Consider the following 26,439-nt stretch of genomic DNA (forward strand, 5'->3'; position numbering starts at 1 on the left):
GCGCCCTCCCCTGCGAATAAAATGTCCGCGTCGAGCGAACCGGAACTGGCGGCGCTCGCCGGTTTCGTGAGCGGTTATCGGGTCGATCCGGATGACAGCCGCCTTCGCGAGCGCTTGCGGACAACCATGCTGGACTGGGCCTCCGCGCTGATTGCCGGAACGGGTCATTCTCTTTTCCCGGCATACCGAACCGCCATTTTGCGACCAGGCGAAAGCGGCCCCTGCCATGCGCTGATCGATGGAAGCAGAAGGCCGCTGACCTCAGCAGCCGCCTATCATGCGGCGGTCAGCCATTTCTGGGAGGTGGACGACGCCCATCGCGATTCCACCTCGCATCCCGGCATTACGGTCATTCCGGCTGTTCTGGCGCTCGCCGACGCGCGCAACCTTCCGGCCCCGACGGTCGCAGCGGCCATCGTCGCCGGTTTCGAAACCATTCTTCGCGTCGGCAGTCATCTCGGCGCGGCGCACTACCGCATCAATCATTCGACCGCCACGGCTGGCGCTCTTGGCGCGGCGGCGGGTGCGGCGCGCGCCATCGGGCTCGACCGCGAGCAGACTTTGTGGGCGTTGGGCCATGCGGGCACACAGGCAGCCGGGCTCTGGGCGTTTCTCGACGACGGCGCCGCCGATGCGAAGGCCTTTCATGCCGCATCCGCCGTTCGCAACGGGCTGGACGCTACTCTTCTCGCCGAGGCCGGCATCAAAGGCGCAGCGCGGGTTCTGGAGGGGCCGCGAGGGATGCGCGCATCCTGGCATCTGGACGATCGCGACTCCAACTGGCTGACGCCGGGCGATGAAGAGATGATCCATACGGTCACAGTCAAGGGCTGGCCGGTCTGCGGGCAGATGCACTCGGCCCTCGACTGTGCCGCGCAATTGGCGAAGGCCTCTCCCGATTTCGCCGCGTCCGATTGCCCTGTAACGGTGGCGCTGCCGCAATCTGCGCTGGCGATTGCAAGTGTCAGCGATCCGAAAACGGTCGCGGAGGCGAAGTTTTCGACGGCATTCTGCATCGCAGCGACGCTGATGGGCAAACCGCCGAGTCTCACCGGCCTGACCGATGCGCTTGTCTCCGACCCGGCTGTCCGTAAACGCGCCTCAGAGATCCGTCTGGAAGAGGATGCAGAATTTACGGCGAGATTTCCGAAGGAGCGGCCTGCGCGCGTCACGCTGAATACGGCGCGCGGCGAAATCAGCGAAACACGCGCATTCCGGCGCGGCGACCCGGAAGCGCCGTGGAGCGATGCCGATATGGATCGCCGCACGGCTGACGTCCTCAAGCTGACAACCTTGCCGACCGATTTCGCTGGCCTGATCGCCTGGTCGGAAGGTCTCGCCGGATTGAAGCGAGACTGGAAGGCAGCGTCGCTTTTCGACCTCGTCTCGTCCGCTGACATGCCCTCACAAACCGGCAATGACGCCAAAGCGCTGGAAGTGTCCATCTCATGAAGCCGTCTGTCGCTCCCAATGCCGTTACCGGCGATTTGCCGGAAGGTTTCGTCCAGCGCCTTCGCGACGCGTTGCCCGCGTCTGCGGTCATCGACGATCCCGACCGTCTTGCCGCGCTTTTGGTCGAGGAGCGCGGCCTGTTCGAAAGCCAGGCACGGATCGCTATCGCGCCATCGACCACCGAGGAATTGTCGATGGCTGTTCGTATCTGCGCCGAGGCGCAGGTGCCGATGGTGCCCCAGGGCGGGAATACCGGTCTTGTCGGCGGAGCCGTCGCCAGTGCGGGCGAAGCCGTCATATCCCTTCGCCGGATGGACAAAATTCGGCAGGTCGATCCGGTCAACTATACCATCACGGTCGAAGCGGGAGCGATTCTGGCCGACATTCAGGCCGCCGCGACGCGTGACGGCTGCCTGTTCCCACTGTCTCTCGGGGCTGAGGGAAGCTGCACGATAGGCGGTAATCTCGCCAGTAATGCCGGCGGCGTCGGCGTACTCAAATACGGCAATGCTCGTGAGCTTTGTCTGGGCCTGGAAGTCGTTCTGGCCGACGGGACCATCTGGAACGGGATGCGGCCGCTTTATAAGGACAATTCCGGCTTCGCGCTCAAACATCTCTTCATCGGATCGGAAGGATCGGTCGGCTTTATCACAGCCGCGGTTTTGAAGCTGTTTCCGGCCCCGGCCGATACACAGACCGCCTTTTGCGCCCTGCCCTCCGTCGAGGCGGCGCTGTCGCTGCTTTCGCTCGCCCGGCGCGAAAGCGGCGATCAGGTCACGGCTTTCGAACTCATGTCCGGCTTCGCGTGCGGCATCGTCTGCGACCATGCCGGCGGCGCTTTCCCATTAGAAGCCCGCGCGCCGTGGTATGCGTTAATCGAATTGTCGACCTCGCGTGAAGCGTCGGACCTGCGCCCGGTCTTCGAAGGCATTCTGGAGAAGGCGTTCGAAGATGGCCTCGTCACCGACGCCGTTATTGCGGAATCGCTGGACCAGTCCGAGAAACTATGGGCACTCCGCGAGCGCACGCCGGAAGCGCAGAAAAAGGCCGGAGGCTCGATCAAGCACGACATATCGGTGCCGGTCAGCCGCATTCCGGAATTTATCGGCGAAGCGGGGGCAGCGGTAGAAGAGTACATGCCCGGCATTCATCTTTGCGCCTTCGGTCATGTCGGCGACGGCAATGTCCATTTCAACTTCACTCAGCCGGACCACATGGCCAAGGACGAGTTTCTTGGGCATTGGGAGGCAGTGAACGACATTGTCCATCCAATCGCCATGAAGATGAATGGCTCGATCTCAGCAGAGCACGGCCTCGGTCTTCTGAAGGCGGCCGAAATTCGCTCCTATCGCTCCAAGGCCGAACACGACATCAATGTCACGCTCAAGCAGGCGCTCGATCCTCACGGCCTGATGAACCCTGGCAAATTTATTGTTCTCTGATCGGCGTCGCTTGAGCGCCCTTCCTTATTTTGCGTCGGCTTTTTCAAGAAAGGCCTCCACGGAGGCGCGGTGCTCCTTGGTGGTGTAGCAGACGGCCTGAGCCTGACGTCCGAGAGCGAAAATCTCCTCGTCGGAGCTTTCGAATGTTTTGTCGAGAATGGCTTTCGTCAGCGCCACGGCAGCGGGCGATCCCTGAACCAGCTCCTCGGCCCAGCTGCAGGAGACGTCGATCAGTTCGTCGAGCGACGCCATTCGGTCGGCAAGGCCGATCGCCAGGGCTTCGTCCGCTAAAACGGTGCGGCCGGAAAGAATGAGTTCCTTGGCCCGCGGCAGGCCTACGCGGCGCGGCAGAAAATACATCCCGCCGCCGTCCGAGACGAGGCCTCTCTTCAAGAAGTTCATGGACATTTTCGCGCCATCCGCCACCACGATGAAATCGCACGCCATGGCCATATCCAGACCGAGACCGAACGCCGCGCCGTTTACGGCCGCAATGACGGGCTTGCTGCACCCATGAATGGCAACCAGGCTTCGATGGGTCTGTTTCTGGCGTTTCCAGCCATTGAAGGCGACTTCGCCCGGAATAGCGTCGAGGCGTTCGCGCATGCCGGCGATATCGCCGCCAGAACAGAAACCCTTGCCGGCCCCGGTCAGCACAATCGCACGGATATCGTTTGTCCGCTCCGCCCATTCGAATGCGGCGATCAGCTCCTGCCGCATCTGATCGTTGATGGCGTTCCGAACGTCAGGGCGATTGAGCCGGATGATGGCGATAACGCCACGTCTTTCGATATCTATGAAGGCGGCGGACTGAGGCGATGTGGTGTCACTCATGGTCACTTAATCCCTGAAATATGGTTCAAGCCTCGGAGGAGCTGCAGGCATTAATGATGAGATCGCCAGGCAGTCGATCCGACGTCATGATGACGTCGCGCAGCCGGGCACTGTCCTCCGGTGTCAGAACGACGGCGGACAGTTCGTCATATTTTTCGAGCAGTTCGGCGTCGGTCAAAGGATCGTCGGGATCGCCTTTTCGTGTTGGCTGGAAATGGTCGATCACCTCGCCTGAATGAAACGTTATAGAAACATGGGCCTGGCGTTTCGCTGGATAGGCGGCGGCAATTTCGGCGTCTTCTGCAACCCTAACCTTTGCCATGAAATTGCGGATGTCGCTGCGGCCTAAAGTGTCGGGCTTGAAGGCGGACAGGCGCACCGCGCTAGTGAGAAATAGGGCTGCTGTGCAGTACTGGATGCTGAAGCGCGCATCGCGGGCGCTGCTCACATCCATTCTGTCGCAGATGGAGACGGTCGGCCCGTAACCGAGAATGTCGATCCGTTCGATGTCGTCGGGCTTGAAACCATGCGTTTTCTGCATGGCGCAGATCGCGTCCAGAGTTGGGAAGATATGGCCACAACAGCCGTGATTTTTGAATGTCATTCGGGAAATGGGTGTCCACTTGCCCAGGCCTTCGAGCCCGGCTGTCCAGTTGCCGGTGCTGTCGCTGGTCGCGGCGGCATAGCCATGCGGCGCGTGGAGGCTATCGGGCGAGCCGGTCACGCCCTCTGCAGCGGCAAGGCCCGCCAGCACGCCCGCCTCGGCGGCATGGCCGCAATGCAGCGGCTTGGTGAGGCCGCGCCCCTGCAAATTCTCCTGATGGCCGCCGGCAAAGCTCGTGGCGATGGCAATGGCGTGACCGATAGCCTCTGCATCGCAACGCTTTAGCATGGCGGTGGACACGGCTGCCCCGATTGTGCCGACGGTCGCGGTGATGTGCCAGTTTCGGTAATGGCTGGGCTGGAGCGCCAGTGCAATGCGGCAACCGACCTCGTAGCCGCCGATGATTGCCCGGTGAAACCGTTCGGCGCCGGCGTCTTCAGCCTGCGCTACGGCTAACGCAGCCGATATGGTCGGGCTGCCGGGATGATATCCGCCATCCCGGAAGATGTCGTCGAACTCGACCGTATGGCTTGCGGTGCCGTTCAGCAGCGCGGCGTGGCGTGTGGCGGTCCGGCCTTCGTCGACATAGGAAACGGCCTCGCCTGTTCCACGCCCGGTCCTAAGCGCCTGCGCGACTGCTACCGCCGGCGCTTCCACACAGCCCGGCAAGAGGGCTGCAAAAAAATCCAGCACCGCGCGGCGGGTATCGTGTTCCACAGCCTCGCTCAATTCGCGGCTTTGCCAGCTTTCGGCGGCCTGCGCCAATATGTTGAGCGGATTGCCTGTCAAAGCCCTATCCCCGCTTCAGCAGCAGGCCGCCATCGACCGGCAGGAGCACGCCGGTGACGTATCGGGCTTCATCGGAGGCGAGGAAGACGGCGGCATTCGCCACGTCCCATGCCTCACCCATATGCCCCATCGGAACCAGCGCATCGCGTTCGGCCCGAATGTCCTCGCGGGAGCGACCGCTTTCGGCAGCGCGCCGTTCGATGGCCATGGGCGTGTCGATAAGCCCGGGAAGGATGACGTTCGCGCGCACGCCGAACGGCGCGTTTTCCGCCGCGATATGCTGCGTGAAGGTATTGATCGCGCCTTTGGACGTTTTGTAACCGACGGTCGGCCGCATCGAGAGCGAGGATGTCGAGGAAATCGTGATAATGGAACCGGTGCGGCGCTCGCGCATGGAGGGCAGCGCAGCCTTGCAGAGCATGAACATGCTCTTGAGGTTCAGCGTCATGATCCGGTCCCAGACATCGGCGTCCAGGTCTGGCGTCGCACGATCTCCCTTGGACAGGCCGACATTGTTGTGCAGGACGTCGATCCGGCCGAATTTTTCAAGGGTCTGGCGGACGATGTCCCGACACGCCGCCTCGTCGGTGACGTCTGCCGCAACGGTGACGGCCTTATCCTGGCCGATCATCTCGCGTGTTTCCTCGGCCCAGTCGTGATTAATGTCGACCAGCACGCAGGTCGCGCCTTCTTCGGCAAAGCGGATGGCGGTGGCGCGGCCATTGCCAGGCGTCGAGCCCGGCTGCTGACCCGCCCCTGTGACAATTGCGACCTTCCCGCTCAGTCGTCCACTCATGACCGCAGTTTCCTCCCGAAGTTCAGATCAGTCTAACAGCGCCGCAGCGGGGCTGGACCTGACTAGGGGTAAGGCTCTGCAAATCGCTCGTTTGTTCAGATCGGTCTCAGTCGGGCTGGCCGGCCTTGAAGAATTCGCGCGGTTGGCCGACCTGATCGAGCAACCAGTCGATGAACCGCCGTGTCTTCACGCTTACCGAAACAGTCGTCGGCCATATCACGTGAAAGGCGGCGCCCGTTGGGATGCGCATGTCGAACGGGCGGACGAGCTTTCCTTCCCTGATGACGTCATCCAGCAGTCCAAGCTGGCCTATCGCCAGCCCGAAGCCCTGTTGTGCCGCAGAAAATGTCAGAAGCGAGGTTTCGAAATCAGTCCCGACATTGAAGTCCATATCCACTTCGGTCGCACGCGCCCAGAATTCCCACGCACGCCGGCGATATCGCGAATGCAGCAATTCGCCTTTGGTCACGTCTTCGGGTTTCTCAAGCCCACCGATCGAGTCGAGATAGGACTGACTGCAGACGACATCGACCTGTTCGTCCCAAAGCTTCCGGCTGCGCGCATCGCGCCAATTGCCTGCGCCGAGTTGAAGCGCCACGTCCAGATGCGTCCCACGGAAGTCAAGCGGCTCGACTTTTGTGTCGAAGCGCACACGGATATCGGAATATTGCCGGGTGAATGCCGTTAGCTTGGGCATAAGCCAGTGATGCGCCATGGTCGGGTGGACGCGAAGATTGACCGTGCCTTCCGTTTCATGACTTATCATTCGCTGTGTTGCGCGTTCCAGATCGTCGAACAGACCGGCGATCTCCAGGCCGAACGCGCGGCCCACCTCGGTCAGCTTTGCAGACCGCACCCCGCGTTCGAAGAGACTTACGTCCAGAAAGTTCTCCAGAATGGCGATCTGCCGGCTGATGGCGACCTGACTGACGCCCAGTTCCTTGGCAGCGGCCGTAAATGTCTTGTGGCGGGACGCGACCGCAAAAGAGCGAAGAGGGTTCAAAGGCAAACTAATGCGACGGCGTTGCATAATGTATGGTTATCCTTGGGCAATTAAAGCGTACCGGACATCCGTTCAGGTTAGGCTATTCTTCGTGAGGGATTTGCGTCAAGACAGGCTGGAGAGGCGTCAATCCCAGTCGAAACAAAGGTCATGAACCCGAAACCTCCCGCGCCCGGAGCATCAGCCCCACCTCCCATACGCCCGGCGCTGGCATGGGTCGGACTCGCCGCGCTATTCTTGTCGTGCATCGGCGCGGGCTGGCTGTTCGAGCGCATCGGCGCGCCGCTGCCATGGATGATCGGCCCGCTGCTGCTGACGGCGGCCATCTTTATCGGTTTCGACCCGCCCATTGTCGTGCCGAACCGGTTGCGCCCCTTCGGCCAGATCGTCGTCGCAACCCAGGTCGGGCTGGCTTTTTCACCCGCCGCTTTCGGTCTCATAGCAGAGCTTGCGCCGGTGCTTGTCGGCACAGCGCTGGTGACGGGCGCTTGTATCTTTCTGGTCGCCGTCGTTTCAGCGCGCCTGACAGGCCAGAGCCTCGCTCAGGCGTTTCTTTCGGCGGCTCCCACCAGTCCGGTCGAAGCAGCAACAATGGCAATGGAGGCGGGCTTCAATCCCATGCCGGTGATCTTTTCGCAGACCGTGCGCCTCTCGGCGGTCGTTCTTCTTCTGCCCGCCGCGCTCTATGCGATCGACGGCTGGCCGAAAACGGGACGTCCGCCGGTAACGCTCGAAATAGGCGATCCTGTCTCGATTGTCGCCCTTGCAGCAGTCGGCATCGCGTTTGCGCGTCTGTTCCGCGTCCTCCGCGTCCCAAACCCGAATTTTCTCGGTCCGATGTCGATGGCGGCGGCGCTATCGGCCAGCGGGTTCGGACTGGCCCCCTACCCCTCGGTCGTCATGGCTCTCGCGCAGGTCGTGCTTGGCGCATGGCTCGGCTCGACCTTCCGGCGGGAGGTGATGAGCTCGGCCTTGCGATTATCGCTGGCGAGCGTGGCGACGGCTCTGCTTTTGCTTCTGCTTTGCTCATTGTCGGGTGTCGGCATCGCGCTTCTGACCGGCGTCGACTGGCGGACGCTTGTGCTGGGCGCCGCGCCTGGTGGCGCTGTCGAAATGGCATTGACCGCCAAATTTCTGGAGCAGAATGTCGTTCTCATCACGACCTTTCATCTGATCCGCATCTTCATCTTCATGCCGAACATTCCATGGATCGTGCGGCTGATCGTTCGCCGCGAACGACGCAATAAAAAAGGAGCTTCTGCATCATGACCACGCTTCGCCCTCTTCCAACGGGTCGCCCGGCCCGTATCGCCGTTCTCGATGATTACATGGGAGTGGCGCACCGCATGGCGGACTGGTCCGTGCTGGACGAAACGGCCGAGGTGACGTTTCTGCGCGAGGCGATCGCGCCGGATCGCTTGATCGAAGAACTCGCCCCTTACGATGCGATCAGTCTCATGCGCGAACGCACGCCCATGCCGGGGAGCGTCCTGCAAGCTTTACCCAATCTGAAGGCGATTGCGACGACCGGGCGGCAGACCCGAACACTCGACACCGATGCGGCGTCCGATCTCGGGATCGCCATCATGACAACAGATGGCAGCGGCAACGGGATCTATGCGACCGTGGAACTGGCATGGGGACTCATCATCGGTCTGATGCGGCACATTCCCGGCGAACATAATGAGATGCGCGAAGGGGCCTGGCAGGTTCAACTCGGAAGCGCACTTTACGGCCGGACGCTGGGCCTTGTTGGCCTCGGCAGGCTGGGCTCGCGCATGGCATCCATCGCCGAGGCTTTCGGAATGAACGTGATTGCCTGGAGCCCGAACCTGACGCCGGAGCGCGCCAGAGAGGGCGGAGCGGAATTCGTGGAAAAATCCGTCCTGTTCGAAACCGCTGACATCGTTTCGCTGCACCTCGTTCTCGGACCGACGACGAAGGGAATCGTGGGTATGGAGGACATCGAACGGATGCGGCCGGACGCGCTTCTGATCAATACGTCTCGCGGACCGCTCATCGACAGGGATGCGCTGCTCGATGCTCTTCAGAACGGACGCATTCGCGGCGCGGGGATCGATGTTTACGACCACGAACCGCTCCCGGCAGACGATCCCATCCGCAAGGCGCGCAATGTACTGACGACGCCGCATCTCGGATATTGCGTGCAGGAAACCTTCGAAAGTTTTTATGGTCAGACCGTCGCGAACCTGCGGTCATGGCTCGATGGCGATCTGCACGACGACGCTTCTGCGTGACGCTGCATGAAACGCAAAACAGCCGGCCCAAGCCATGGGCCGGCTGCGTTTGTCTGCTGCATGGCGTTCTCGAATTATTGGCCGATGCCGCGCTTGGCCGCGAGATCCTTCCAGGTCTTCATGTCGCGAAGATAGATCTCCTTGAACTCTTCCGGCGAAAGGTCGCCGGCCACGGCATAGTTTTGCTTGAGTTGTTCCTTCATCGTGTCCGACGCCATAGCTTCGGCGAAATCGGCGCTGATCTGTTCGACCAGTGCGGGGTCCATGCCGCCCGGTCCGAACAGCGCGACCCACCCGTTAATGTCGACGCCGGATACGCCGGCTTCGCCGCTTGACTGAACGTCCGGCAGAAGTTCGAACCGTTCCGGTGCAAGAACGGCGAGCGCCTTGACGCGGCCGTCATTGACATAGGGCATCACGCTTGCCGTGGTGGAGATATATGTGTCGGCGTGGCCGCCCATCAGGTTGGTCTGTGCTTCGCCGCCACCGGAAAAATGGACGACATCGGCGGGAAGGTCGGCGGCTTCGATAACCAGTTCCGACATGAAGTGGCTCGAACTGCCGGGGCCTGCCGTGCCCATGAACATCGACCGTCCCTTCGCCTCCTCCAGGAAGCCGGAAAAGTCGTCCGATTCAACTTTTGCGCCGCCGACCAGAACGTAAGGGCTGGTGATCAGCAGCGAGATCGGCGTGACGTCCGTTTCCGGATCGAATTGCAGATCCTTCTGGATCGCCGGAGCCGTGGTGATCGCCGCAGTGTTGATCAGCAGTGTCTGGCCGTCCGGCTCGGCCTGCGTCATCTCTGTCGTTCCGATCATCGAACCCGCACCGGGCTTGTTGACGATGACGACCGGCTGGCCCCAGATCTTCTCCAGTTCGATGGCGAGGGGTCGTGCGGTGAGGTCCGTCGATCCGCCCGTGCCATAGGGCACGATGATCGTGACCGGACCTGAAGGGAATTTGTCCTGCGCGAAGGCAACCGTGGCGCTGAGGGTAGCCGCGATTGTCGCCAATAGAAGCGTTTTCATTTTCGTCTCCTCCTTGGATGGTTATCGTTTTTGGAGTTCATGCGGCCTTTGGGCGGCCGCAGCGCGGCGCTGTCGGGGAACCGCGCGCCCGTCTCCTCCTATCCTCCGACCTCAGTTGGATTGACCGCATCCGAAAATTGCCGCCGATGGCGGATGATCGAGCCTGCGATTGTCCAGATCAGCATGATGGCGGAGAGGACGAGGACCGATCCGGCTATTGGACGTTCGAGCAAAGAAGTGAGATCGCCTCTCGCCAGCACCATGGCCCGGCGAAATTGCATCTCGACCAACGGGCCCAGTACGAAGCCCAAAAGCAGCGGAGCCGCCGGCAGATTGGCAAGGCGCATGGCGTAGCCCAGAACGCCGAAACCGAGGATCACCAGAACGTCGGCGGGGTTGGCGCGGACGCTGTAGGCGCCGATGCAAAGGAAAATGAGGATCGCGGGGTAGAGATAGTGATACGGGATCAGAAGGAGCCGGACCCAGATCCCTATCAGGGGAAGGTTCAGGATCAGCAAGAGCAGGTTTCCGATCCAGAAGCTCATGACGAGCCCCCAGAATAGCGAGGGCTGCTGGACGATCAGGGTCGGACCTGGCTGGATGCCATGGATCATCAGTGCGCCCAACATCAGGGCCATGGTCGCGCTGCCCGGAATTCCGAGGGTCAAAGTGGGAATGAAAGCGGTTTGATCGGCCGCATTGTTCGCCGTCTCCGGCGCGACGACCCCCTCCAGCGCGCCTTGGCCAAACCGTTCGGGTGTCTTCGAAATGCGCTTTTCGACCGCGTAGGCCATAAAAGCGGCGATGGAGGGGCCTGTCCCCGGCAGCGCTCCGAAGAAGGCGCCGATGGACGAGCCACGAACACCGGGCATCCATGAGCGGCCCCAATCCTCCCTGGTCGGCAACATATTACGCAACTTCGCGCTGTCGCTATCGATCTTCGCGTTTCGGGTCGCGCCCACGGAACTGAGGATTTCGCCAACGCCGAAGAGGCCCATCGCCATGGCGCTTATGCCGAACCCTTCCAGCAGGCTCATCGATCCGAAGGTGAAGCGCCCGATGCCGCTCTGGCTGTCAGTGCCGACCGTCGCGATCAGCATGCCGAACACGACCATGGACAATCCCTTTGACGGGGATGCGTTCGCGATGGTGGAAGCGGCGACGAGACCCAGAACCATCAGGGCGAAATATTCGGCCGGGCCGAAGGTCAGGGCATATTCGGCAATCAGCGGCGAGAACAGGCTGAGGACTATGATGCCGAACGATCCGCCGACAAACGACGCGATCGTCGTCATGAAAAGGGCGACGCCTGCCCGGCCCTGTTGCGCCATCGGATAGCCGTCGAGGCAGGTCACCGCAGCCGATGTCGCACCTGGAATGTTCAGCAGGATCGAGGCGGTCGAGCCGCCATAGGTCGTGCCGTAATAGATGCCCGCGAGCATGATGAGGGCGGCCGTCGGGTCCAGATAGAATGTGATCGGGAACAGCATCGAAATGGCCGCCAGCGGCCCGACGCCGGGAATGACGCCGACGAAGGTGCCGAGGAAGACGCCCGCGAAACAATAGAGAAGGTTGGACGGCGTGATCGCAGTCTGAAGGCCGAGGGCCAGGTTCGAGAGCAATTCCATCAGAACGGCCAGCCGAACGAGCGGATCGGAAGACCAAGACCGGCGATGAAAATCGTCCAAGTCAGAAGCGACATGGCTGCGCCCAGTATCAGCGCCTTACCCAGAGAAACCCGGCTCTCGGCGAGGGTCGCGATGACGGTCGTGCTGAATACTGCGGCTATGAGGCCGACCGGTTCGATCATCAGTGCGAATGTCAGGATAGCTATGGTCAGGACGATGAGCGGCCGAAGATTGAGCGGCACCGTTTCGCCTCGGCGGAAGAAGGCCGGCGCGGCGATGGCAAGGCCGAACGCGGCGAGGATGACACCCAGCGATACGGGCATCATGCCAGGACCCATCCGCGTGACCGTGCCCACCGAATAATGGGCGGCGGCATAGATCGCCGCAGCGCTTCCCGCTGCTGTCAGACCCAGTCCGGCAATGATGTCTCGGAAATCTCGATCGAGCACTTTCCCCTCCATTCGGTCCAGTGCGTTCCTCCTGAACTGGAGCATCGAACCTTTGCCGGCCTGTCACAACAGGCCAAAGAGAAGGCGAGCATAACCATCGCTCAGGCTCGGACCGCGCGATGCGCGCCTTGTCACCGCACCCCATCCATCGGAAACACGAGGGATGGAATATGATCTTGCGAAAGACGGCTGGGGGCTTGATCCCGACGACGGTTTCGTCGGGCATGTGGGCGGGCTATGGCGGCGTACGTTCGATGGAGAGACGACATTCGCCTTTGTCGCGCAAGAGATGCACACCAACCGCAACGGGCTGGTGCATGGCGGCATGCTGATGACGTTCATCGACCGCGCCTTCGGACAGACAGCGCGGTTGGCGACCGGAGCGGTTCGCAGCGCGACGGTCAATCTCAACCATCAGTTTCTTGCGCCGGTCCGGATCGGCGATCTGGTGGAAATCACGCCACAGCTCGTAAAGGCGACTTCGCGCCTCGTCTTCATGGCGGGAACGGCGTGCGTTGCGGGCGATCCGGTCTTGACCGCCCAGGGTGTCTGGCGCGTGACGCACACAGCCGACTAAGGGTTAGTTTTTCAGGACCACCAGCGCGTCGGCCGCGATGACACCCTGCCCTTCCGACAAAACGAAAAGCGGATTGATCTCGGCTTCTTCCAATTGTTTGCCCAGCACCTCGCCCATGCACGCCAAGGCTTCGACAGCATCCACGAGCGCATCGATGTCATGCGCCGGTTTGCCCCGATATCCCTTCAGAAGCTGCTTCACCCGCAATTCATCCACCATATTGCGCGCATCGCCCTCTCTGAGGGGCAGAAGCCGGAGCGTGCTGTCACCGGCCAGTTCGGCCTGAACCCCTCCCGCGCCCAACAGGATCAGAAGACCGAGCTGGGGATCGCGCCGCAGACCGAGGATCATCTCCATGCCGCCGCGGACCATTGCCTGAACCAGATAGCCTTCCGGATCGGCCAGGCCCTGCGCGGCCAGAGATTTTTCCATCTCTGTCAGCGCAGCTCCAACCTGATGCGGCACGAGTCCGACACGGACGCCGCCGACATCGGATTTGTGCGCGATGTCGCGTGACAGGACCTTCAGAACAATGGAACCGCCCAGGTCATCGGCCGCTGCCGTTGCATCTTCCGGTGTTTTCACCACACGGCTCTCGGCTCCGAAGAGACCGAATGCTTCGAAGAGGTCCCTCGCCTCTGCTTCGTTCAACGCGCCGGAAGGAAGATCGCCAGCGACTTCGGGCGCGCTGCCGACCTTTAACGGCGCGGCGATTTGCGGCATCGGGATCGCCGCCTTGAGAACGGTGGCGCAGGTCTCCGGCGCGGCGAATGCCGGTATGCCGTCGCGGTTCAAAAGAGCGAGGATATGCGGCGCGTGCGGACTGACATAGGCGATGAGCGGCTTGTCGCTGGCGGCCGCGCCGGCGCGGATTGCGTCGACCGCGACATCGGGCCGCGCCAGCGCGGAAGAGCCGACGACGACGACAACGCCGTCGATTTCGTCCGATGCTAGCAGGGCTTTCGTGGCGGCCGTCATGATGGCCGGCTCCACTCCGGCAAGCGTTACATCGACCGGGTTCGCCGTCATCGGCGCATCTTGCCCTAGAAGACCGGCAAGCGTTCTGCCGGTTGCCATGTCGATTGTCGGGACATCGAGCCCGACCATGCCGCAATTGTCGGCGACCAGGCTGCCCGCGCCGCCCGTCGATGTCAGGACAGCGACCCGGTTTCCCTTCATCCGGCGTCTGCCTGTCAGCATTGCCGGCAGATCGAGGAGATCGCCAAACGTTTCGGCGCGAAGGGCGCCGACCTGACGGAACAGCGCATCATAGGCCCGGTCCTCGCCCGCCATCGCGCCGGTGTGCGAAACGGCCGCGCGCGCTCCGGATTCGGAACGGCCGACCTTGTAGACGACAAGCGGTTTACCCGCGTCCCGCGCGGCGCTCGCAGCCTTGCGGAATTTTTCGACAGAACGAATGCCTTCGATATAAGCGGCGATGACCGTGGTCGCCTCGTCATCTGCGTAGAATTCTATGAGGTCCGCGATGTCGAGGTCTGCTTCATTACCGGTCGAAGCAAGCTTGCAAAAGCCAATACCGCGCGCTGCCCCCCGGGATAGCAACGCACCCAATATGCCGCCGCTCTGCGAAGCGACGGACACGCCACCCTTCGGGATGTCTTCGTCCTCCAGCGCACCGCTCGCCGACAGGACGATCCCTCGCGACAGATCCATCGCGCCAATCGTGTTCGGGCCGAGCAGCCGCATCTTGCCAGCCGCATCTCGCAGCGCCTCCTGCCGTCTGCGGCCCTCTTCGCCTGCTTCGCCATATCCGCTGGCCAGAACAATGGCGAGTTTGCAGCCTTTTGCGGCGAGATCGCGGACCGCGGCCTCGGCCCGCTCAACGCCCAGCAGGACGATCGCCACATCCGGCGCGGCAGGCAGATCGGCAACGGTTGCGAAACATGGTCTGCCTGCGATTTCATCGACCCGTGGATTGATCGGCCAGATATCTCCTTCGAACCCGTGCCTGATCAGATATTCGACCGGGCGTCCGCCGGTTTTTTTCGGATCGGCCGATGCCCCGACAACGGCTACGCTCTCGGGGTTCCAGAGCATGTCGAGCGGCGTTTTCAAGCCGTAACCCGTATCAATGCGTCAACTGCGGCGACGCCGTCGCCTTTCGGCAGGACAAGCATGGGGTTGATCTCCGCTTCGACGATGTCGTCGCAGGCCGCGAGATTGGACACTTCGACGACGGCGTGCGCCAGCGCTTCGAGATCGCCCTCCTGGCGTCCCCGCGCGCCGGCTAGAATTTGCGTGATCTTCAGCGAGGCGATCATGCCCATCGCCCCGTCGAAATCGACAGGCGCCAGACGCATCACCGTATCGCGATAGATTTCGGTGAAAACTCCTCCCGCAGCGAGTACGATGACAGGACCGACCTGTGGATCGCGGCGCATACCGATCAGAACTTCTCCGACACCCTTGCGCATTTGCTGGACGAGAACGCGTTTCAGAGAGGCACCCGGCAGACGACCCGATATATTGGAGCCGATCTGATCGATCGCATCGGCCAGAGCGTCCGGCCCGTCAATGCCGACGATCACGCCGCCGGCATCGCTTTTGTGGGGGATGGCCGCGTCGAGAACCTTGGCCACGACGGGATATTCGAACGGTAATTCCGGCAGAGGCGCGTCGGCGTCGAACGCCACCCAGGGGGCGACCGGCACCATCGACAGGCGGTCATATGCCTCCGCCTCGTCGAGAGTGCGGCCTCCGTGATCGGCTATATTGGCAAGCGTTGGTGGCAATGCTGGCTCGCGCCGTGCAAGCGCCGCCGAGACCGCGTCTGCACAGGTTTCCGGATGCTCGAAGACCGGAACGCCAGCACTGGCGAGCCGCCGCATGGCGCCCGGCGCGTCCGGCACGACGAACACCGCGAAGGGGTGCCCATTCTCACTGATGAGATCGATGGCCGGCTGCACTGCCAGATCCGGGTTGAAGCGCGCCGACGAGCCGACGCAGATCAGGACCAGATCGAATTCAGGAGCTTGCCGGAAAATCTCGACCGCAGAGCGCATGACATCATAGCGGGTGCCCGCAAGGGTCAGGTCGAGAATGCGGTTTTCGCCTGGCTCGATCCCCGCATCGGCCAATCGCGTTCGGGTTTGGGCGCTAGCCGGCACGATCTCGACGCCGCGTCCGGCCAACCCGTCAACCGCCATCGCCGCGCCGCCGCCGGTGGTGGTGATGACGCCGACCCGGCCGCGACGCCGCTTCGTGGCAGCTGGCAGACATTGCAGAAGCGGAGTGATTTCCAGCAGGCCTTCGAAGGAGTTCACCCGCGCGATGCCGCAGGCATTTAGAAAGACGTCCGCGACCTCATCGGCTCCCGCCAAGGTCCCGGTATGGGATTGCGCCAGTTCCGCAGCCTCTTCGGATCGGCCAAGCTTGAAAGCCGCGACCGGCTTGCCGTGCTCGGCGGCGCGTTCGGCGAAGCGTCTCAGCCGGTCGGAATGCTGCATGTGTTCCAGGAAAAGCAGAAAGCCGGTGGCATCAGGATCCCCGATCGCGGCTTCGCAGACGTCACCGATGGAAAGGTCCGCTTCTCCGCCCACTGAAACCAGACCGGAAAAGCCCAGCCCCTTGCGCTTGCCGCGGGACATCAGCGCACCGATCAGGCTTCCACTGTGAGACGCGACGAACAGGCCGCCCTTCGGCAGGTCAGATTCGGCAAAAGCGGCATTCGCTGTCAGGTTCAGTCCGTGATGAAGATTGGCGAGACCGATCGATGAGGGGCCGAGCACACGAAGTCCGCCACGGCCGATCAGCGCATGAAGGCGCTCCAGATTTCGTTCGCCTGCCGCACCGGCTTCGGCAAAGCCAGTGGCGAGCACCGTTGCGACCGGAACGCCGATGGCCTCACATTCTTCCAGTGCGTCCAGCGCACGTTCTGCGCCGGTCAGGATGAAGGCATGGTCGGGCACCGCCGGCAGATCGGAAAGCGAACCGAAGGCCTTCTCGCCCTGAACCGTGTCGCGGTTGGGGTTGATCGCATAAATTTCACCCGAAAACCCTGCAGCTCTGAGAAATTTCAGAGGACGCCCCGAAGTTTTCGCCGGATCGTCCGACACACCGACAAGAGCGACCGTGTCCGGGCGCAAGAGAGCCTTCTGCCAGCTTTGCGCCGCCATCAGGCCGGCCTTTGGTCGAAACGGCGTTCGAACACATGCTCGGCAATCCGGTTCTTGAGCATTTCGAGAGATCCCCCGGCGATTTGCCATCCGCGAGTGCGCTTCACGCAATATTCCACAAGGGTCTCGGTCGAATATCCGTATCCGCCCATCGCCTGCATGGCGGCGTTCGCCACGTCGAAGCCGGTTTCGTTGCAGGCCAGCTTGGCGATAGCGGTTTCGAAGGCAGGCGGAAGACCGTTCTCATCGACATTCGAAGCGGCCCTGTAGAGCAACATCTGCGCCGCCTCCAGTTTTACGATCATCTCGGAAAACTTCCATTGCAGCCCCTGAAACTCACAGAGGGGACGCCCGAACTGGGTTCGCTCCATCACATGACGCCGCGCCACTGCATAGGCGTGTCGCCCAAGGGCCAGCGAGCGGGAAGCATTGCCGATCCGTTCCACATTGAAGCCGGAGATCTGCTTCTTGAAGCCGCCAGGTCCCAAAAGCACGTTCTCGGCGGGAACGCGGCAATCTTCGAAATAGAGCGGGCACCATTCTTCGCCGCTCATGAAAGGGGCTGGCTTACCGACTATAAAGCCGGGCGTTCCGCGTTCGACGAGCACCGATCCAATGCCCTTCGTGCCAGGCCCGAAACGTAAATATATCAGGAAGAGATCGGCGTGGGGGCTATGGGTCGAGAAAACCTTTGAGCCATTGACGATATAATCGTCGCCATCTGGACGCGCACTCGTCTTGAGCTCGGTGACAGCCGAGCCCGCATCCGGTTCGCTCATGCCGAGCGAGATCAGCTTTTTGCCGGCAAGAAGATCGGGTAGCCATCGTTCCTTCTGGGCGGGTGTTGCAAATTCGGCGAAGGTTCGGATCGGCCCGAAATTGCCCGCCTGAACGATGTCAGCGCTCTTCGGGCAGACCATGGCGAGTTCCTGGATCGTGATGACGGCCTGCATAAGGGTGCCGCCGACGCCGCCATCGCTTTCGGGAATGGTGATGCCGAGCATACCCATTTCGGAAAGTCTGGCCGCCGTTTCCCATGGATAGTCGCCGGAATGGGCGCGTTCCAGCGCGCCTTCAGCCAAAGCGCCTTCGGCGAAATGACGGACGGCCTGCGCAAGCTCGGCCTGTTCATCGGAAAGTCCAACGGTCACGGATCGGCTCCTCGCTCGGCTTGTCTGGTAGGCGGGCCGCTCGCGACCCTCTACCGCCCTTATCGAGCCAGAGCAGGAAGCAGGAAAGTGACTGATCGTGGTGATTGCATAACTCCTGATCAGTCTCGAACGCCGTTGATGGTGTGTCGCTACGGTCCGTCGGCTTTGACTGTCAGTCCGACAAATTCTCCCACGCAAAGGGCTTCGATTTCCGCATCGTTCAAACCCAGATCGCGGAGAATAGCGCCGTTTTGCGCGCCAACAGGCTGCGGTGCAGTGAGCGGCGCGTACTCACCGGACGACATGCGAAAAGCCGGTCCGATGACCCGCAATCCCGTCAATCGGCCGGAAGGATCGTCGATGGTTTTTACCTGCCCCCGGGAGGCGACCTGTTCGTCGTCGAACGCTTCGTCGAGCCGGCGAACCCTGGCGGCGGGCACCCGATGGCTGGCGAAAAACCGCTCCCAATCTCCCGCCGTCCGGCTGGCGATGATTTGTTGTAGCGCGGACCGTTCCTCCTCATAGCCATCGATGCGGGAGAGGTTGTCTACCTTGACGAGGTCCTCGCGCTTTAGCGCTATCCAGAGACGGCGCTGCTGGCGCAGATTCGATGCGGCGATCATCAGATCGGCGTCGCGGGCGCGGTACAGCCCCAGCGTCGCGAAAAAGAACCGGTTTCCATCGGCGCGCGGCCGCTTGCCGGATTGCAGGAAGTCCGTGCCGACCGATGTCATCAGTGTCATCGCCACATCGAGCATGGAAACGTCGATATGCTGTCCGGCACCGTCGCGCTCGCGGTGATAAAGTGCTGCCGAAATGGCGAAGGCGGCGGTCAGGCCGGTGGCGTAGTCGATAACCGGCGCGCCGCATTTCAATGGGCGTCCGTCTCCGAAGCCGGTGAGGTCCATCAGCCCGGACATCGCCTGTATGACATTGTCGTAGCCGGTTTCCTCCCGTCTCGGTCCGGTGGCGCCGAACGCCGAGATGGAACAATAGATCAGCCGCGGATTGCCTTCGGAAAGGTCTTCATAGCCGAGGCCGAGCTTCTCGAATGCGCCGGGGCGATAATTCTCCACGAAGACGTCCGATCCGGCGACCAGTCGCTTAAGCGCATCGCGCGCCTTTTCAGAGGTGAGGTCCAGCGCGAGCGCCTGCTTGCCGGCGCCCTGCGCCAGAAAAGAACTGCCTAGACCGGCTTTGACCAATTCGCGATCCGTACCCTGAAACCGCGCCTGGTCGGGCTCATGCGGATTTTCGACCTTGATCACATCGGCGCCGAGAAGCGCCAGCTGATAGCTCGCAAATGGGCCGGCGAGCACATGGGTCGTATCGATAACGCGAAGTCCGTGAAACGGAGCCGTCACCTCATGCCTCCTGTAGCCGCGCCGCCAAAGTGCGTCAGTCGCAGCGCGCGCTCATGCCGCCATCGACGACGATCTCCGTACCGGTCACGAAACGAGCCTCATCCGAACAAAGGAATAGCGCGGCATTGGCCGTGTCGCGCCCATCGCCCATCCATCCGAGCGGAATGCGCCGGATGCGCGATTGCAAAAGCGCATCGACATCGCCGCCCATGCGCTGACCGGCGAGCCGGGTCTCGACCATAGGCGTGTGAAGCTGACCGGGTACAACGGTGTTGACCCGAACGCCCGTCGGCGCGAATTCCACGGCGGTGACCTTGGAGAACTGGATGATTCCAGCCTTTGCCGAAGCATAGGCCACCTGTGGCGAACCGGTGTACCGCGTTCCGGACGTCGAAGAGGTATTGACGATCGCGCCACCGCCCCTCTCCGTCATATGCGGCAGCACGGCGCGGCAGGTCAGGTAAACGCTCTTAAGGTTGAAATCGATCTGGCGATCCCAGCCGGCTTCATCAAGATCGGTCGGGCCGCCCTTCGCCGAGCCGCCGACATTATTGACCAGAATATCGATTGCGCCGAACCTTTCGAGGCAGGCTGCGACCATCGCTTCCACGGCGATCCGGTCTGTGACGTCGCAGAGATGGGGTTCGATCTCTCCGTCCAGATCGCGAACAAGGTGGAGTGTCTCTTCCATGGTCTCGGCGCGCAGATCGACGGCGAAAATTTTCGCGCCTTCCTCGGCGAAACGAACGCAAGTGGCGCGGCCATTGCCCCAACCCGGTCCCACGCAACCCGCTCCGGTAACGATGGCCACTTTTCCCTCGAGACGTCCGGCCATGTCAGTTCTCCCCGAAACGATAAAGTCTTGTCGGATTGTCGACCATCAGCGCCTGGAGCGCCGCCGTGCCTGGCGCGATGAAATGAAGAAGATCGAAGAGATCGCCATCGTCCGGCGGGTCGGTGCGGTAATTCGGATGAGGCCAATCGGTGCCCCAGACGACGCGGTCGCCGAAACGCTCGACAATTGCGCGCGCGAATGGAACCGCATCGGCATATGGCGGCGTCTGTCGCGAGGCGCGCTCGCATCCGGAGACCTTGCACCAGATATACGGACTATCGAGCAGATGTAGAAGGGTCTGGAACGGCCCCTGCTCCAGCCCTTTTGAAGCGTCGACCCGACCGATATGGTCGATGACGACCTCAACCGGCAATTGCGAAAGAATGGGCGCGAGCTGCGCAATCAGATCGGCCTCCATATGCACCTGCAGATGCATTCCGCGCTGAGCAAGCCGCGGGGCGAGCTGTCGCAATTGATCGTCACTCGCGCCGGGTTCCAGATGGGCCATGTAGTTGAAGCGGATGCCGCGAAACCCCTGCCCCGCCAGGTCGTCCAGCGTTGCGTCGTCCACATCGGCCGGGGCCAGCGCTATGCCGAGATAGCGGCCGGGCCGCGCCTTCATCGCATCGATTACAACGCGGTTATCGTGTCCGTGAACCGCCGACTGGACGATCACACAGCGCTCGATGCCCATCCTGTCGTGAAGGTCGAACAGCGCCTCCTTGGGCGCGTCGGCAGGTCTGTAGCTACTCCCTTCGGAATAGGGAAACCGGTTTATCGGCCCAAAAACGTGGCAGTGGCAGTCGCTCGCGTCTTTCGGCAGTTCTATTCGCGTCGGATGCGGATCGCGCTTCCAGGTCAGCGGCCGCTCACTCATCGTTCAGCTCCGGCACAGGATTGTCGCCCATCGGGGGGACCCTGAAGACGTTGATGGTCAGGGAAATGAGCGTGTAGTAGCCGAGCAATCCAATCAGATCGACAAGGGCGGCTTCTCCCAACACCTCCCTGGCGCGGGCGTAGAGGTCGTCGTCGACATGACGTTTTTCGTGAGCGGCGCGGGAGATATCGTGGACGGCTTCTTCCGCCGCATCGGAGAAGACCGGGCGGCGGTTCTGGCGAATGGCCTCGATCGTTTCCGAAGCCAACCCCGCCTTCAGCGCATGGTCCTTGTGAATTTGCCACTCATATTCCGAACCGAAGACGCGACCTGTCACCAATATGGCGAGTTCGGACAATCTGGGGTCCAGAACGGTATCGTAGCGACAATACCGACCCAGTTCCTGCGCCTTGGCCGCAAGTTCCGGCCGGTGCAGCCAAACCGCCAGCGGGCCGCGAACGCCGCCTCTTGGGCCGCTGGCGATGGCGTCGTGGATTTCCTGCTGACGCGCATCGTAAGTGTCGGGGTCTGGCGCTGTCAGGCGTTGGGCGGGCCATCGGCTCATTCTTGTGTCCTCTCGGTTTCGGCCCAGAACGTGTGAGCAGCGGCGAAGGCATTGAGCCACTTTTCCAGTCCGGGATATTCGGTTCGCCAATCGACCGGCCTGCGCCAGTCCAGATAGCCGAGCGCGGATGCAAGGGTAATGGCGACGAGATCGGCCCGGCTTGGGTCGGGCGGATCGTTTTCGAAGGTGGCCAGCGCCCGTGCGATCTTGCCTCTTTGGTGGTCCAGCCATTTTTCAGATGCCGATACGCTGTCGCGGAACCGCCCCTCATAGGTGATCAGAAGGGCCGCATCGGCCACGCCGTCCGCCAGCCGCGCTCTGGTCAAAGCCCGAAACCGCGCAAGACCCGTCGCGGCAACAAGTTTGTTCCCGCCCGATAGCGCATCGAGCATTTCGAGGATCACGTGGCTGTCGAAGAAGGTCTCGTCACCGATCAAGAGGCACGGCATTTTTCCCAGCGGGTTCTGCCGCCGCAGAGTCGCTCCCTCTTCCAGCGTATCCGCCGGCTCCAGCCGGACGCGGTCTTGCAGTCCGAGCGCAAGCAGCGCCATCCGCACCTTACGTCCGAAGGGCGAAGTCCTCGTGCTTCGCAGAACGATGGGAAAGGATGGATCGTCCCATCTGCCGCGCAGATCCGTCATCGCATGCGCTCCGGCAGAAAGAGAGCGATCTGCGGGAAGGCGCAGAGCAGCACCAGCATCGCCAGCCCCGCCAGGACGAATGGCAACAGCCCGCGGAACACGTCCTCCAGCTGGACCCGTCCGCCGGATGCGGACTGGACGACGAAGCAGTTGATCCCGACCGGAGGCGTAACTGCGCCGATCTCAACCAGCAGAACGACGAAAATGCCGAACCAAACGGGGTCGAAACCGAGATCCATCATCACGGGATGGGTGATCGGCAGGGTGATTGCGAGAAGCGCCGGCGCATCCATCAGCATGCCCAAAGCCAGATAGATCAGGGCGACCAGGGCAACGATCACCCAGCGATTGGTGTCCAGTCCGGTCAGGAAGTCGCCGACCGCGTTCGTCATGCCGGAGAGCGCCAGAAACTTCGAGAAGACCAAAGCGCACATCAAGATGGCGAAGATCATCGCGGTCGTGCGCACCGTCTCCATCAGCGTCGCGCGCATTTCGATGCCCTTGAGACCGCGATGGCGTATCAGCGCCAGAATAAAGGTCAGCATCGCGCCGATACCGCCCGCTTCGGTCGGTGTGAAAATTCCGAGATAGAGCCCGGAGACAATGGCGACGATGATCAGGACGAGCGGTCCTGCCATGCGCAGCGAGACAAGCTTTTCGCGAAGCGTGAACCGGCGATCCTCCATCGGAGCCAGATGCGGGTTCATCCGGACCCTCAGCCAGATCGCGATACAGAGGATCACAGCGAACACGATGCCGGGAATGAAGCCGGCGATGAGTAGGGCGCCGATAGAGCTGTCGGTGAGAATACCGTAGACGACCACCAATGCGGAGGGTGGGATCATCACCGCCAGCGTGCCGGCAATGGCGATGGACGCCGATGCGAGGCTCTTTTCGTATCCGCGATCGAGCATCTGCGGCAGGGCCAGCTTGGTGAAGACCGTCGCTGTGCCGACCGATGATCCCGATGCGGCGCCGAATGCGGCCGCGCCGAGGGTCGTCGAGATCGCCAGCCCGCCCCGCAAGCCGCCGAGCCATTTGGAGGCCGCTTCGAACAGATCCTCGCCGAGTCCGGCGCGCATGGCGAAAAATCCCATCAGCAGAAACAGCGGGATGACGGAGAAGTGAAACGAATGCGTCGTGTCGAAGAATACGGTGGACAGCAGTGCTGTGGCCGCGTTGAAACCGACCAGCGCGGCAAGTCCGAGACCGCCGACCAGGCCGAGAACAACCATGACATTGACGCCCAGAAGAATGCCGACAAACAGACCGGCTGTTCCCAGAAGACCGATGGCAAGGTTGCTCATTCGATTTCCTCCGGTTCGGCATCGGGCAATTTGCCGCCGAACGCGGCAAGAGTTGCGTCGATGAGGAACTGCACGGTCAGCAGAGCCATGCCGAATGCGATCGCGCCCTTGACCGGCCAGAGTGGATAGCGGATCGAACCGCGCTCGATCTCGCCGATTGCGAAGGACTTGGCAGTCAGTTTCCAACCCGCATGAGTGGCCCAGGCGAAGAATGCCGCTCCGGCCAGCATGGCGAAGACGATGGCGGCGCGGCGCGCAATGTCTGGCAGACTTCGCGTCAGAAGCACGACCTTGATGTGCCCGCCTTCATACTGCGTCAAAGCGAGAGACAGGAAGACGATGATGGGTAGCGCGCCTTCGGTGATCTCCAGCGTTCCCGAGACAGGCGCGTTAAAAAGGTATCGCAACAGCGCATTGGCGACGACCAGAAACATGATGGCCAGCAGACATGCGCCGGCGATAAAGCCGCACAGCTTCAAGAGGCGGCCGAAGCCGGCGCGAATGCGCAAGATGGATTGCATCGAAGGTCTCCTGCAGCGCCGGCGCGGACAGGCCCGCGCCGGCAATCGGCAATCAGAATTTCAGTCGCCCGACGATGTCTTCGACGGGCACATCCAGCGCTTCGGCCTTCTCTACCCACTCGGCGCGGACGGCCTGGACACCTTCATTGTCGACAAGCGCTTCAAGTTCGCCTTCGGGAAAGTCGATGACCTCGACGCCCAGATCGCCCTTCCAGAGTTCACGAACGCGCGTGTCGTCCTCATCGAGCATACGGCTATATTCGATCAGGTAGTCGTGCCCGAGCTGATCGACCACGGCGCGGGTTTCCTCGTCCATCGCCTCGTAGCTGTTGAGGTTCATCGCGATGATGTGACCGAAGGACGCTCCGAACGGAACCTCGATGTAATATTTCGCGACCTCGTCATACTTCCAGCCGCGTGCCAGAGCCGGACCGATCGGCGTACAGTCGATGACCGAGCGCTGCAGCGCCTCGTAGGCGTCCGAGGTGGAGATGGAGACTGGCGTCGCGCCCATCGCTTCGATCAGGGCCGGATAGGCGAAGCCGTATGAACGTATGCGCAGGCCCTTCATCTCGTCAATCGACCGAACCGGCTTGCTACAGAGAAGACCGTAGTTCTCAAGCGGACGGAACCCCACGGCGCGGAGGTTCTGCTCGGCCAGTTCCTTTGCATATTGCGGGAACTCTTTGTGCCAGGCCTCCATGGCCTCGCCGACAGCTTTCGTGTCCATCGGCTGCGGAATAAAGAAGCCGACCGCATTGTTGAGCGGCAGCAGATCGGGGAAATAGGGGGTTATGACGTCGCCGAAATCTCCGACGCCGCCGCCCAGAGCCTCGGGAATTTCGCGCGCCTTTGCGACGGAACCGCCCCAGAGAATTTCGATCTGGTGCTTTCCGCCGGTGCGTTCAGCGAACTGGTCGGCGAACCATTGTGTCGTGATCGCCTGTGCATCGCCTGCGCCCTGCGGCTTATAGGTAATCCATTTGTAAGTGTCGGCCTGCGCCCCGCTCGTCAGAACACTCGCTATGGCGGCGGCAAAAATGAGTTTTTTCATGCGGTTTCCTCCCATCGCAGCCATTCCTCCGATCGCTGCCTACGATGGAATTTGGCAGAAATTTCTTCATGCCAAAAATACCAATATTATATTCTATTGATGCCGTACGGGTATGCTTAGTGCCAGATGCTCCGCGTCACCAGGCTTTTGACGATATCGGCAATGGCGGCCTCGACTTCGCGGGTGGCCATGTTCTGGCGTTGATCGGTTTTGGTTGCGGTGCATAGACGCCATTGAACTTCCGGTTCGACGATGGGCGCGGCGGTCAGGGTGCCGAGGTGAAACTCGCTGAGAACACCGCCGAACGTCAGAAGGGTGAAGCCGTGCCCGTCGCGCACGAGCGCCTTCAAATGCCATATCCCGTCGACCCTCTGGATTACATTCAGCGAACAGCCGATCTGCTCGGCATGCTGATCGGCGAGAAGGCGAAGATAATTGGCGCGCGACGGCATGATGAGCGGCAATGACGCCGCCTCGGCCAGAGTGTAGGACGCCTTTTCGAGCGATCCGGCCTGTCCGATCAGATGGAGTTTTTCGACAAGCAGTTCCTGGCTGGAGATGTCCGTCCGCTCCGGCGGGTTGTGCATCACGGCGAGACTGATCTGGCCGTTGAGCAGCCAGTCTTCCAATTCGCGGCTGAAGCCTTCGCGAAAGCGGATTTCGATTTCGGGAAAATGGTCCTTTATCCTGCGCAGGAGAGGCGGCGCGATGAATTCGCCCGGCGTTGGCGGCATCCCGACTATGACAGTTCCGGCGGGCCTTTCGGGGCTGGCGGTCACGTCGTGGAAGGTCTGGGCAAGCTGGCCGAAGATCGCATAGGCCCGGTCGAGCAGGATCTTGCCGGCGGGTGTAAGTTCCACGCCCCGCACCGAGCGTTCGAAAAGGGTCAGTTTCAGATCGTATTCGAGCTTGGCGATTTTTCGGCTGAGCGCCGGTTGCGCAATGTTGAGACGGCTTGCCGCGCGCGTGATATTGCGCTCTTCGGCGACGGTGACGAAACATCTGAGGGTTCGGATATCCGGCTCCCAATCCGACATGCCTGCCCTCCCCAACGCCAACTTTTCGCCATCGCTGCCATAGCGACCCTGCCGGCAGGCTAAAAGAGAGTGGCGATCGGAAAACGTCAAC

Annotated in this window: 24 protein-coding genes; 5 read left to right on the forward strand and 19 right to left on the reverse strand. The window is 61.8% G+C overall.

Features of this window, described 5'->3' with window-relative positions; all coding sequences use genetic code 11:
• Window positions 1-21 precede the first annotated feature (21 nt).
• The gene (locus NIM86_RS14180) at window positions 22-1,452 is read left to right on the forward strand and encodes an MmgE/PrpD family protein (RefSeq protein ID WP_253383103.1); all 1,431 of its coding nucleotides are present in this window, start codon (window positions 22-24) and stop codon (window positions 1,450-1,452) included.
• Complete coding sequence (locus tag NIM86_RS14185; protein WP_253383105.1) at window positions 1,449-2,894, forward strand: FAD-binding oxidoreductase; 1,446 nt, start codon at window positions 1,449-1,451, stop codon at window positions 2,892-2,894. The genes NIM86_RS14180 and NIM86_RS14185 overlap by 4 nt, the downstream gene beginning before the upstream one ends.
• A 24-nt stretch (window positions 2,895-2,918) precedes the next feature.
• Here the strand turns inward: NIM86_RS14185 and NIM86_RS14190 are convergent, their stop codons facing one another.
• The 4 genes from NIM86_RS14190 to NIM86_RS14205 form a co-directional block, all read right to left on the reverse strand.
• Window positions 2,919-3,728 (reverse strand): enoyl-CoA hydratase/isomerase family protein, encoded by an 810-nt coding sequence (locus NIM86_RS14190; RefSeq protein WP_253383107.1) that lies wholly within the window; start codon window positions 3,726-3,728, stop codon window positions 2,919-2,921.
• Between the two features lie 25 nt (window positions 3,729-3,753).
• Window positions 3,754-5,121: an MmgE/PrpD family protein gene (locus NIM86_RS14195; RefSeq protein ID WP_253383108.1), complete on the reverse strand. Its 1,368-nt coding sequence runs from the start codon at window positions 5,119-5,121 to the stop codon at window positions 3,754-3,756.
• Window positions 5,122-5,125: 4 nt separating this feature from the next.
• Complete coding sequence (locus NIM86_RS14200; protein WP_253383109.1) at window positions 5,126-5,917, reverse strand: SDR family NAD(P)-dependent oxidoreductase; 792 nt, start codon at window positions 5,915-5,917, stop codon at window positions 5,126-5,128.
• A gap of 106 nt (window positions 5,918-6,023) precedes the next feature.
• The gene (locus NIM86_RS14205; protein WP_253383110.1) at window positions 6,024-6,947 is read right to left on the reverse strand and encodes a LysR substrate-binding domain-containing protein; all 924 of its coding nucleotides are present in this window, start codon (window positions 6,945-6,947) and stop codon (window positions 6,024-6,026) included.
• 123 nt (window positions 6,948-7,070) lie between these two features.
• On the opposite strand from NIM86_RS14205, the gene NIM86_RS14210 reads away from it, so the two are divergent.
• Both NIM86_RS14210 and NIM86_RS14215 read left to right on the forward strand, forming a co-directional pair.
• The gene (locus tag NIM86_RS14210) at window positions 7,071-8,189 is read left to right on the forward strand and encodes an AbrB family transcriptional regulator (RefSeq protein ID WP_253383111.1); all 1,119 of its coding nucleotides are present in this window, start codon (window positions 7,071-7,073) and stop codon (window positions 8,187-8,189) included.
• Window positions 8,186-9,178, forward strand: coding sequence for a D-2-hydroxyacid dehydrogenase family protein (locus NIM86_RS14215; protein ID WP_253383112.1), 993 nt, complete (start codon window positions 8,186-8,188; stop codon window positions 9,176-9,178). The genes NIM86_RS14210 and NIM86_RS14215 overlap by 4 nt, the downstream gene beginning before the upstream one ends.
• Window positions 9,179-9,252: 74 nt before the next feature.
• Here NIM86_RS14215 and NIM86_RS14220 read toward each other — a convergent pair whose 3' ends face one another.
• The 3 genes from NIM86_RS14220 to NIM86_RS14230 form a co-directional block, all read right to left on the reverse strand.
• Entirely contained in the window at window positions 9,253-10,206 is a 954-nt protein-coding gene (locus tag NIM86_RS14220; protein WP_253383113.1) for a tripartite tricarboxylate transporter substrate binding protein, read from the reverse strand.
• A 98-nt stretch (window positions 10,207-10,304) separates the two neighbouring features.
• Window positions 10,305-11,834 (reverse strand): tripartite tricarboxylate transporter permease, encoded by a 1,530-nt coding sequence (locus NIM86_RS14225; protein WP_253383115.1) that lies wholly within the window; start codon window positions 11,832-11,834, stop codon window positions 10,305-10,307.
• Window positions 11,834-12,283, reverse strand: a complete 450-nt coding sequence (locus NIM86_RS14230; RefSeq protein WP_253383116.1) for a tripartite tricarboxylate transporter TctB family protein — start codon at window positions 12,281-12,283, stop codon at window positions 11,834-11,836. The genes NIM86_RS14225 and NIM86_RS14230 overlap by 1 nt, the downstream gene beginning before the upstream one ends.
• Before the next feature lie 163 nt (window positions 12,284-12,446).
• Between NIM86_RS14230 and NIM86_RS14235 the strand changes: the two genes are divergently transcribed.
• Complete coding sequence (locus tag NIM86_RS14235; protein WP_253383117.1) at window positions 12,447-12,860, forward strand: PaaI family thioesterase; 414 nt, start codon at window positions 12,447-12,449, stop codon at window positions 12,858-12,860.
• Window positions 12,861-12,863: 3 nt separating this feature from the next.
• Here the strand turns inward: NIM86_RS14235 and NIM86_RS14240 are convergent, their stop codons facing one another.
• The 12 genes from NIM86_RS14240 to NIM86_RS14295 form a co-directional block, all read right to left on the reverse strand.
• The gene (locus NIM86_RS14240) at window positions 12,864-14,936 is read right to left on the reverse strand and encodes an acetate--CoA ligase family protein (RefSeq protein WP_371872909.1); all 2,073 of its coding nucleotides are present in this window, start codon (window positions 14,934-14,936) and stop codon (window positions 12,864-12,866) included.
• Window positions 14,933-16,996 (reverse strand): acetate--CoA ligase family protein, encoded by a 2,064-nt coding sequence (locus tag NIM86_RS14245; RefSeq protein WP_253383118.1) that lies wholly within the window; start codon window positions 16,994-16,996, stop codon window positions 14,933-14,935. The genes NIM86_RS14240 and NIM86_RS14245 overlap by 4 nt, the downstream gene beginning before the upstream one ends.
• Complete coding sequence (locus NIM86_RS14250) at window positions 16,996-18,147, reverse strand: acyl-CoA dehydrogenase family protein (protein ID WP_253383119.1); 1,152 nt, start codon at window positions 18,145-18,147, stop codon at window positions 16,996-16,998. The genes NIM86_RS14245 and NIM86_RS14250 overlap by 1 nt, the downstream gene beginning before the upstream one ends.
• A 149-nt stretch (window positions 18,148-18,296) precedes the next feature.
• Complete coding sequence (locus tag NIM86_RS14255) at window positions 18,297-19,511, reverse strand: CoA transferase (protein WP_253383120.1); 1,215 nt, start codon at window positions 19,509-19,511, stop codon at window positions 18,297-18,299.
• Window positions 19,512-19,545: 34 nt separating this feature from the next.
• A complete protein-coding gene (locus NIM86_RS14260; RefSeq protein WP_253383121.1) occupies window positions 19,546-20,346 on the reverse strand; it encodes an SDR family NAD(P)-dependent oxidoreductase in 801 nt (266 codons plus the stop codon).
• 1 nt (window position 20,347) lies between these two features.
• Complete coding sequence (locus NIM86_RS14265; RefSeq protein ID WP_253383123.1) at window positions 20,348-21,223, reverse strand: amidohydrolase; 876 nt, start codon at window positions 21,221-21,223, stop codon at window positions 20,348-20,350.
• Window positions 21,216-21,788, reverse strand: coding sequence for a carboxymuconolactone decarboxylase family protein (locus tag NIM86_RS14270; RefSeq protein WP_253383125.1), 573 nt, complete (start codon window positions 21,786-21,788; stop codon window positions 21,216-21,218). Before NIM86_RS14270 ends, NIM86_RS14265 begins: the two co-directional genes overlap by 8 nt.
• Complete coding sequence (locus NIM86_RS14275) at window positions 21,785-22,429, reverse strand: glutathione S-transferase family protein (protein ID WP_253383127.1); 645 nt, start codon at window positions 22,427-22,429, stop codon at window positions 21,785-21,787. Before NIM86_RS14275 ends, NIM86_RS14270 begins: the two co-directional genes overlap by 4 nt.
• Window positions 22,426-23,736: a TRAP transporter large permease gene (locus NIM86_RS14280; RefSeq protein ID WP_253383130.1), complete on the reverse strand. Its 1,311-nt coding sequence runs from the start codon at window positions 23,734-23,736 to the stop codon at window positions 22,426-22,428. The genes NIM86_RS14275 and NIM86_RS14280 overlap by 4 nt, the downstream gene beginning before the upstream one ends.
• Window positions 23,733-24,257, reverse strand: a complete 525-nt coding sequence (locus NIM86_RS14285) for a TRAP transporter small permease (RefSeq protein WP_253383132.1) — start codon at window positions 24,255-24,257, stop codon at window positions 23,733-23,735. Before NIM86_RS14285 ends, NIM86_RS14280 begins: the two co-directional genes overlap by 4 nt.
• Before the next feature lie 52 nt (window positions 24,258-24,309).
• Window positions 24,310-25,311, reverse strand: a complete 1,002-nt coding sequence (gene dctP / locus NIM86_RS14290) for a TRAP transporter substrate-binding protein DctP (RefSeq protein ID WP_253383133.1) — start codon at window positions 25,309-25,311, stop codon at window positions 24,310-24,312.
• 116 nt (window positions 25,312-25,427) lie between these two features.
• Window positions 25,428-26,348, reverse strand: a complete 921-nt coding sequence (locus tag NIM86_RS14295) for a LysR family transcriptional regulator (RefSeq protein WP_253383134.1) — start codon at window positions 26,346-26,348, stop codon at window positions 25,428-25,430.
• Window positions 26,349-26,439: the final 91 nt, after the last annotated feature.

This window comes from Notoacmeibacter sp. MSK16QG-6 (genome assembly GCF_024158145.1).
Taxonomy (GTDB): Bacteria; Pseudomonadota; Alphaproteobacteria; order Rhizobiales; family Rhizobiaceae; genus Notoacmeibacter.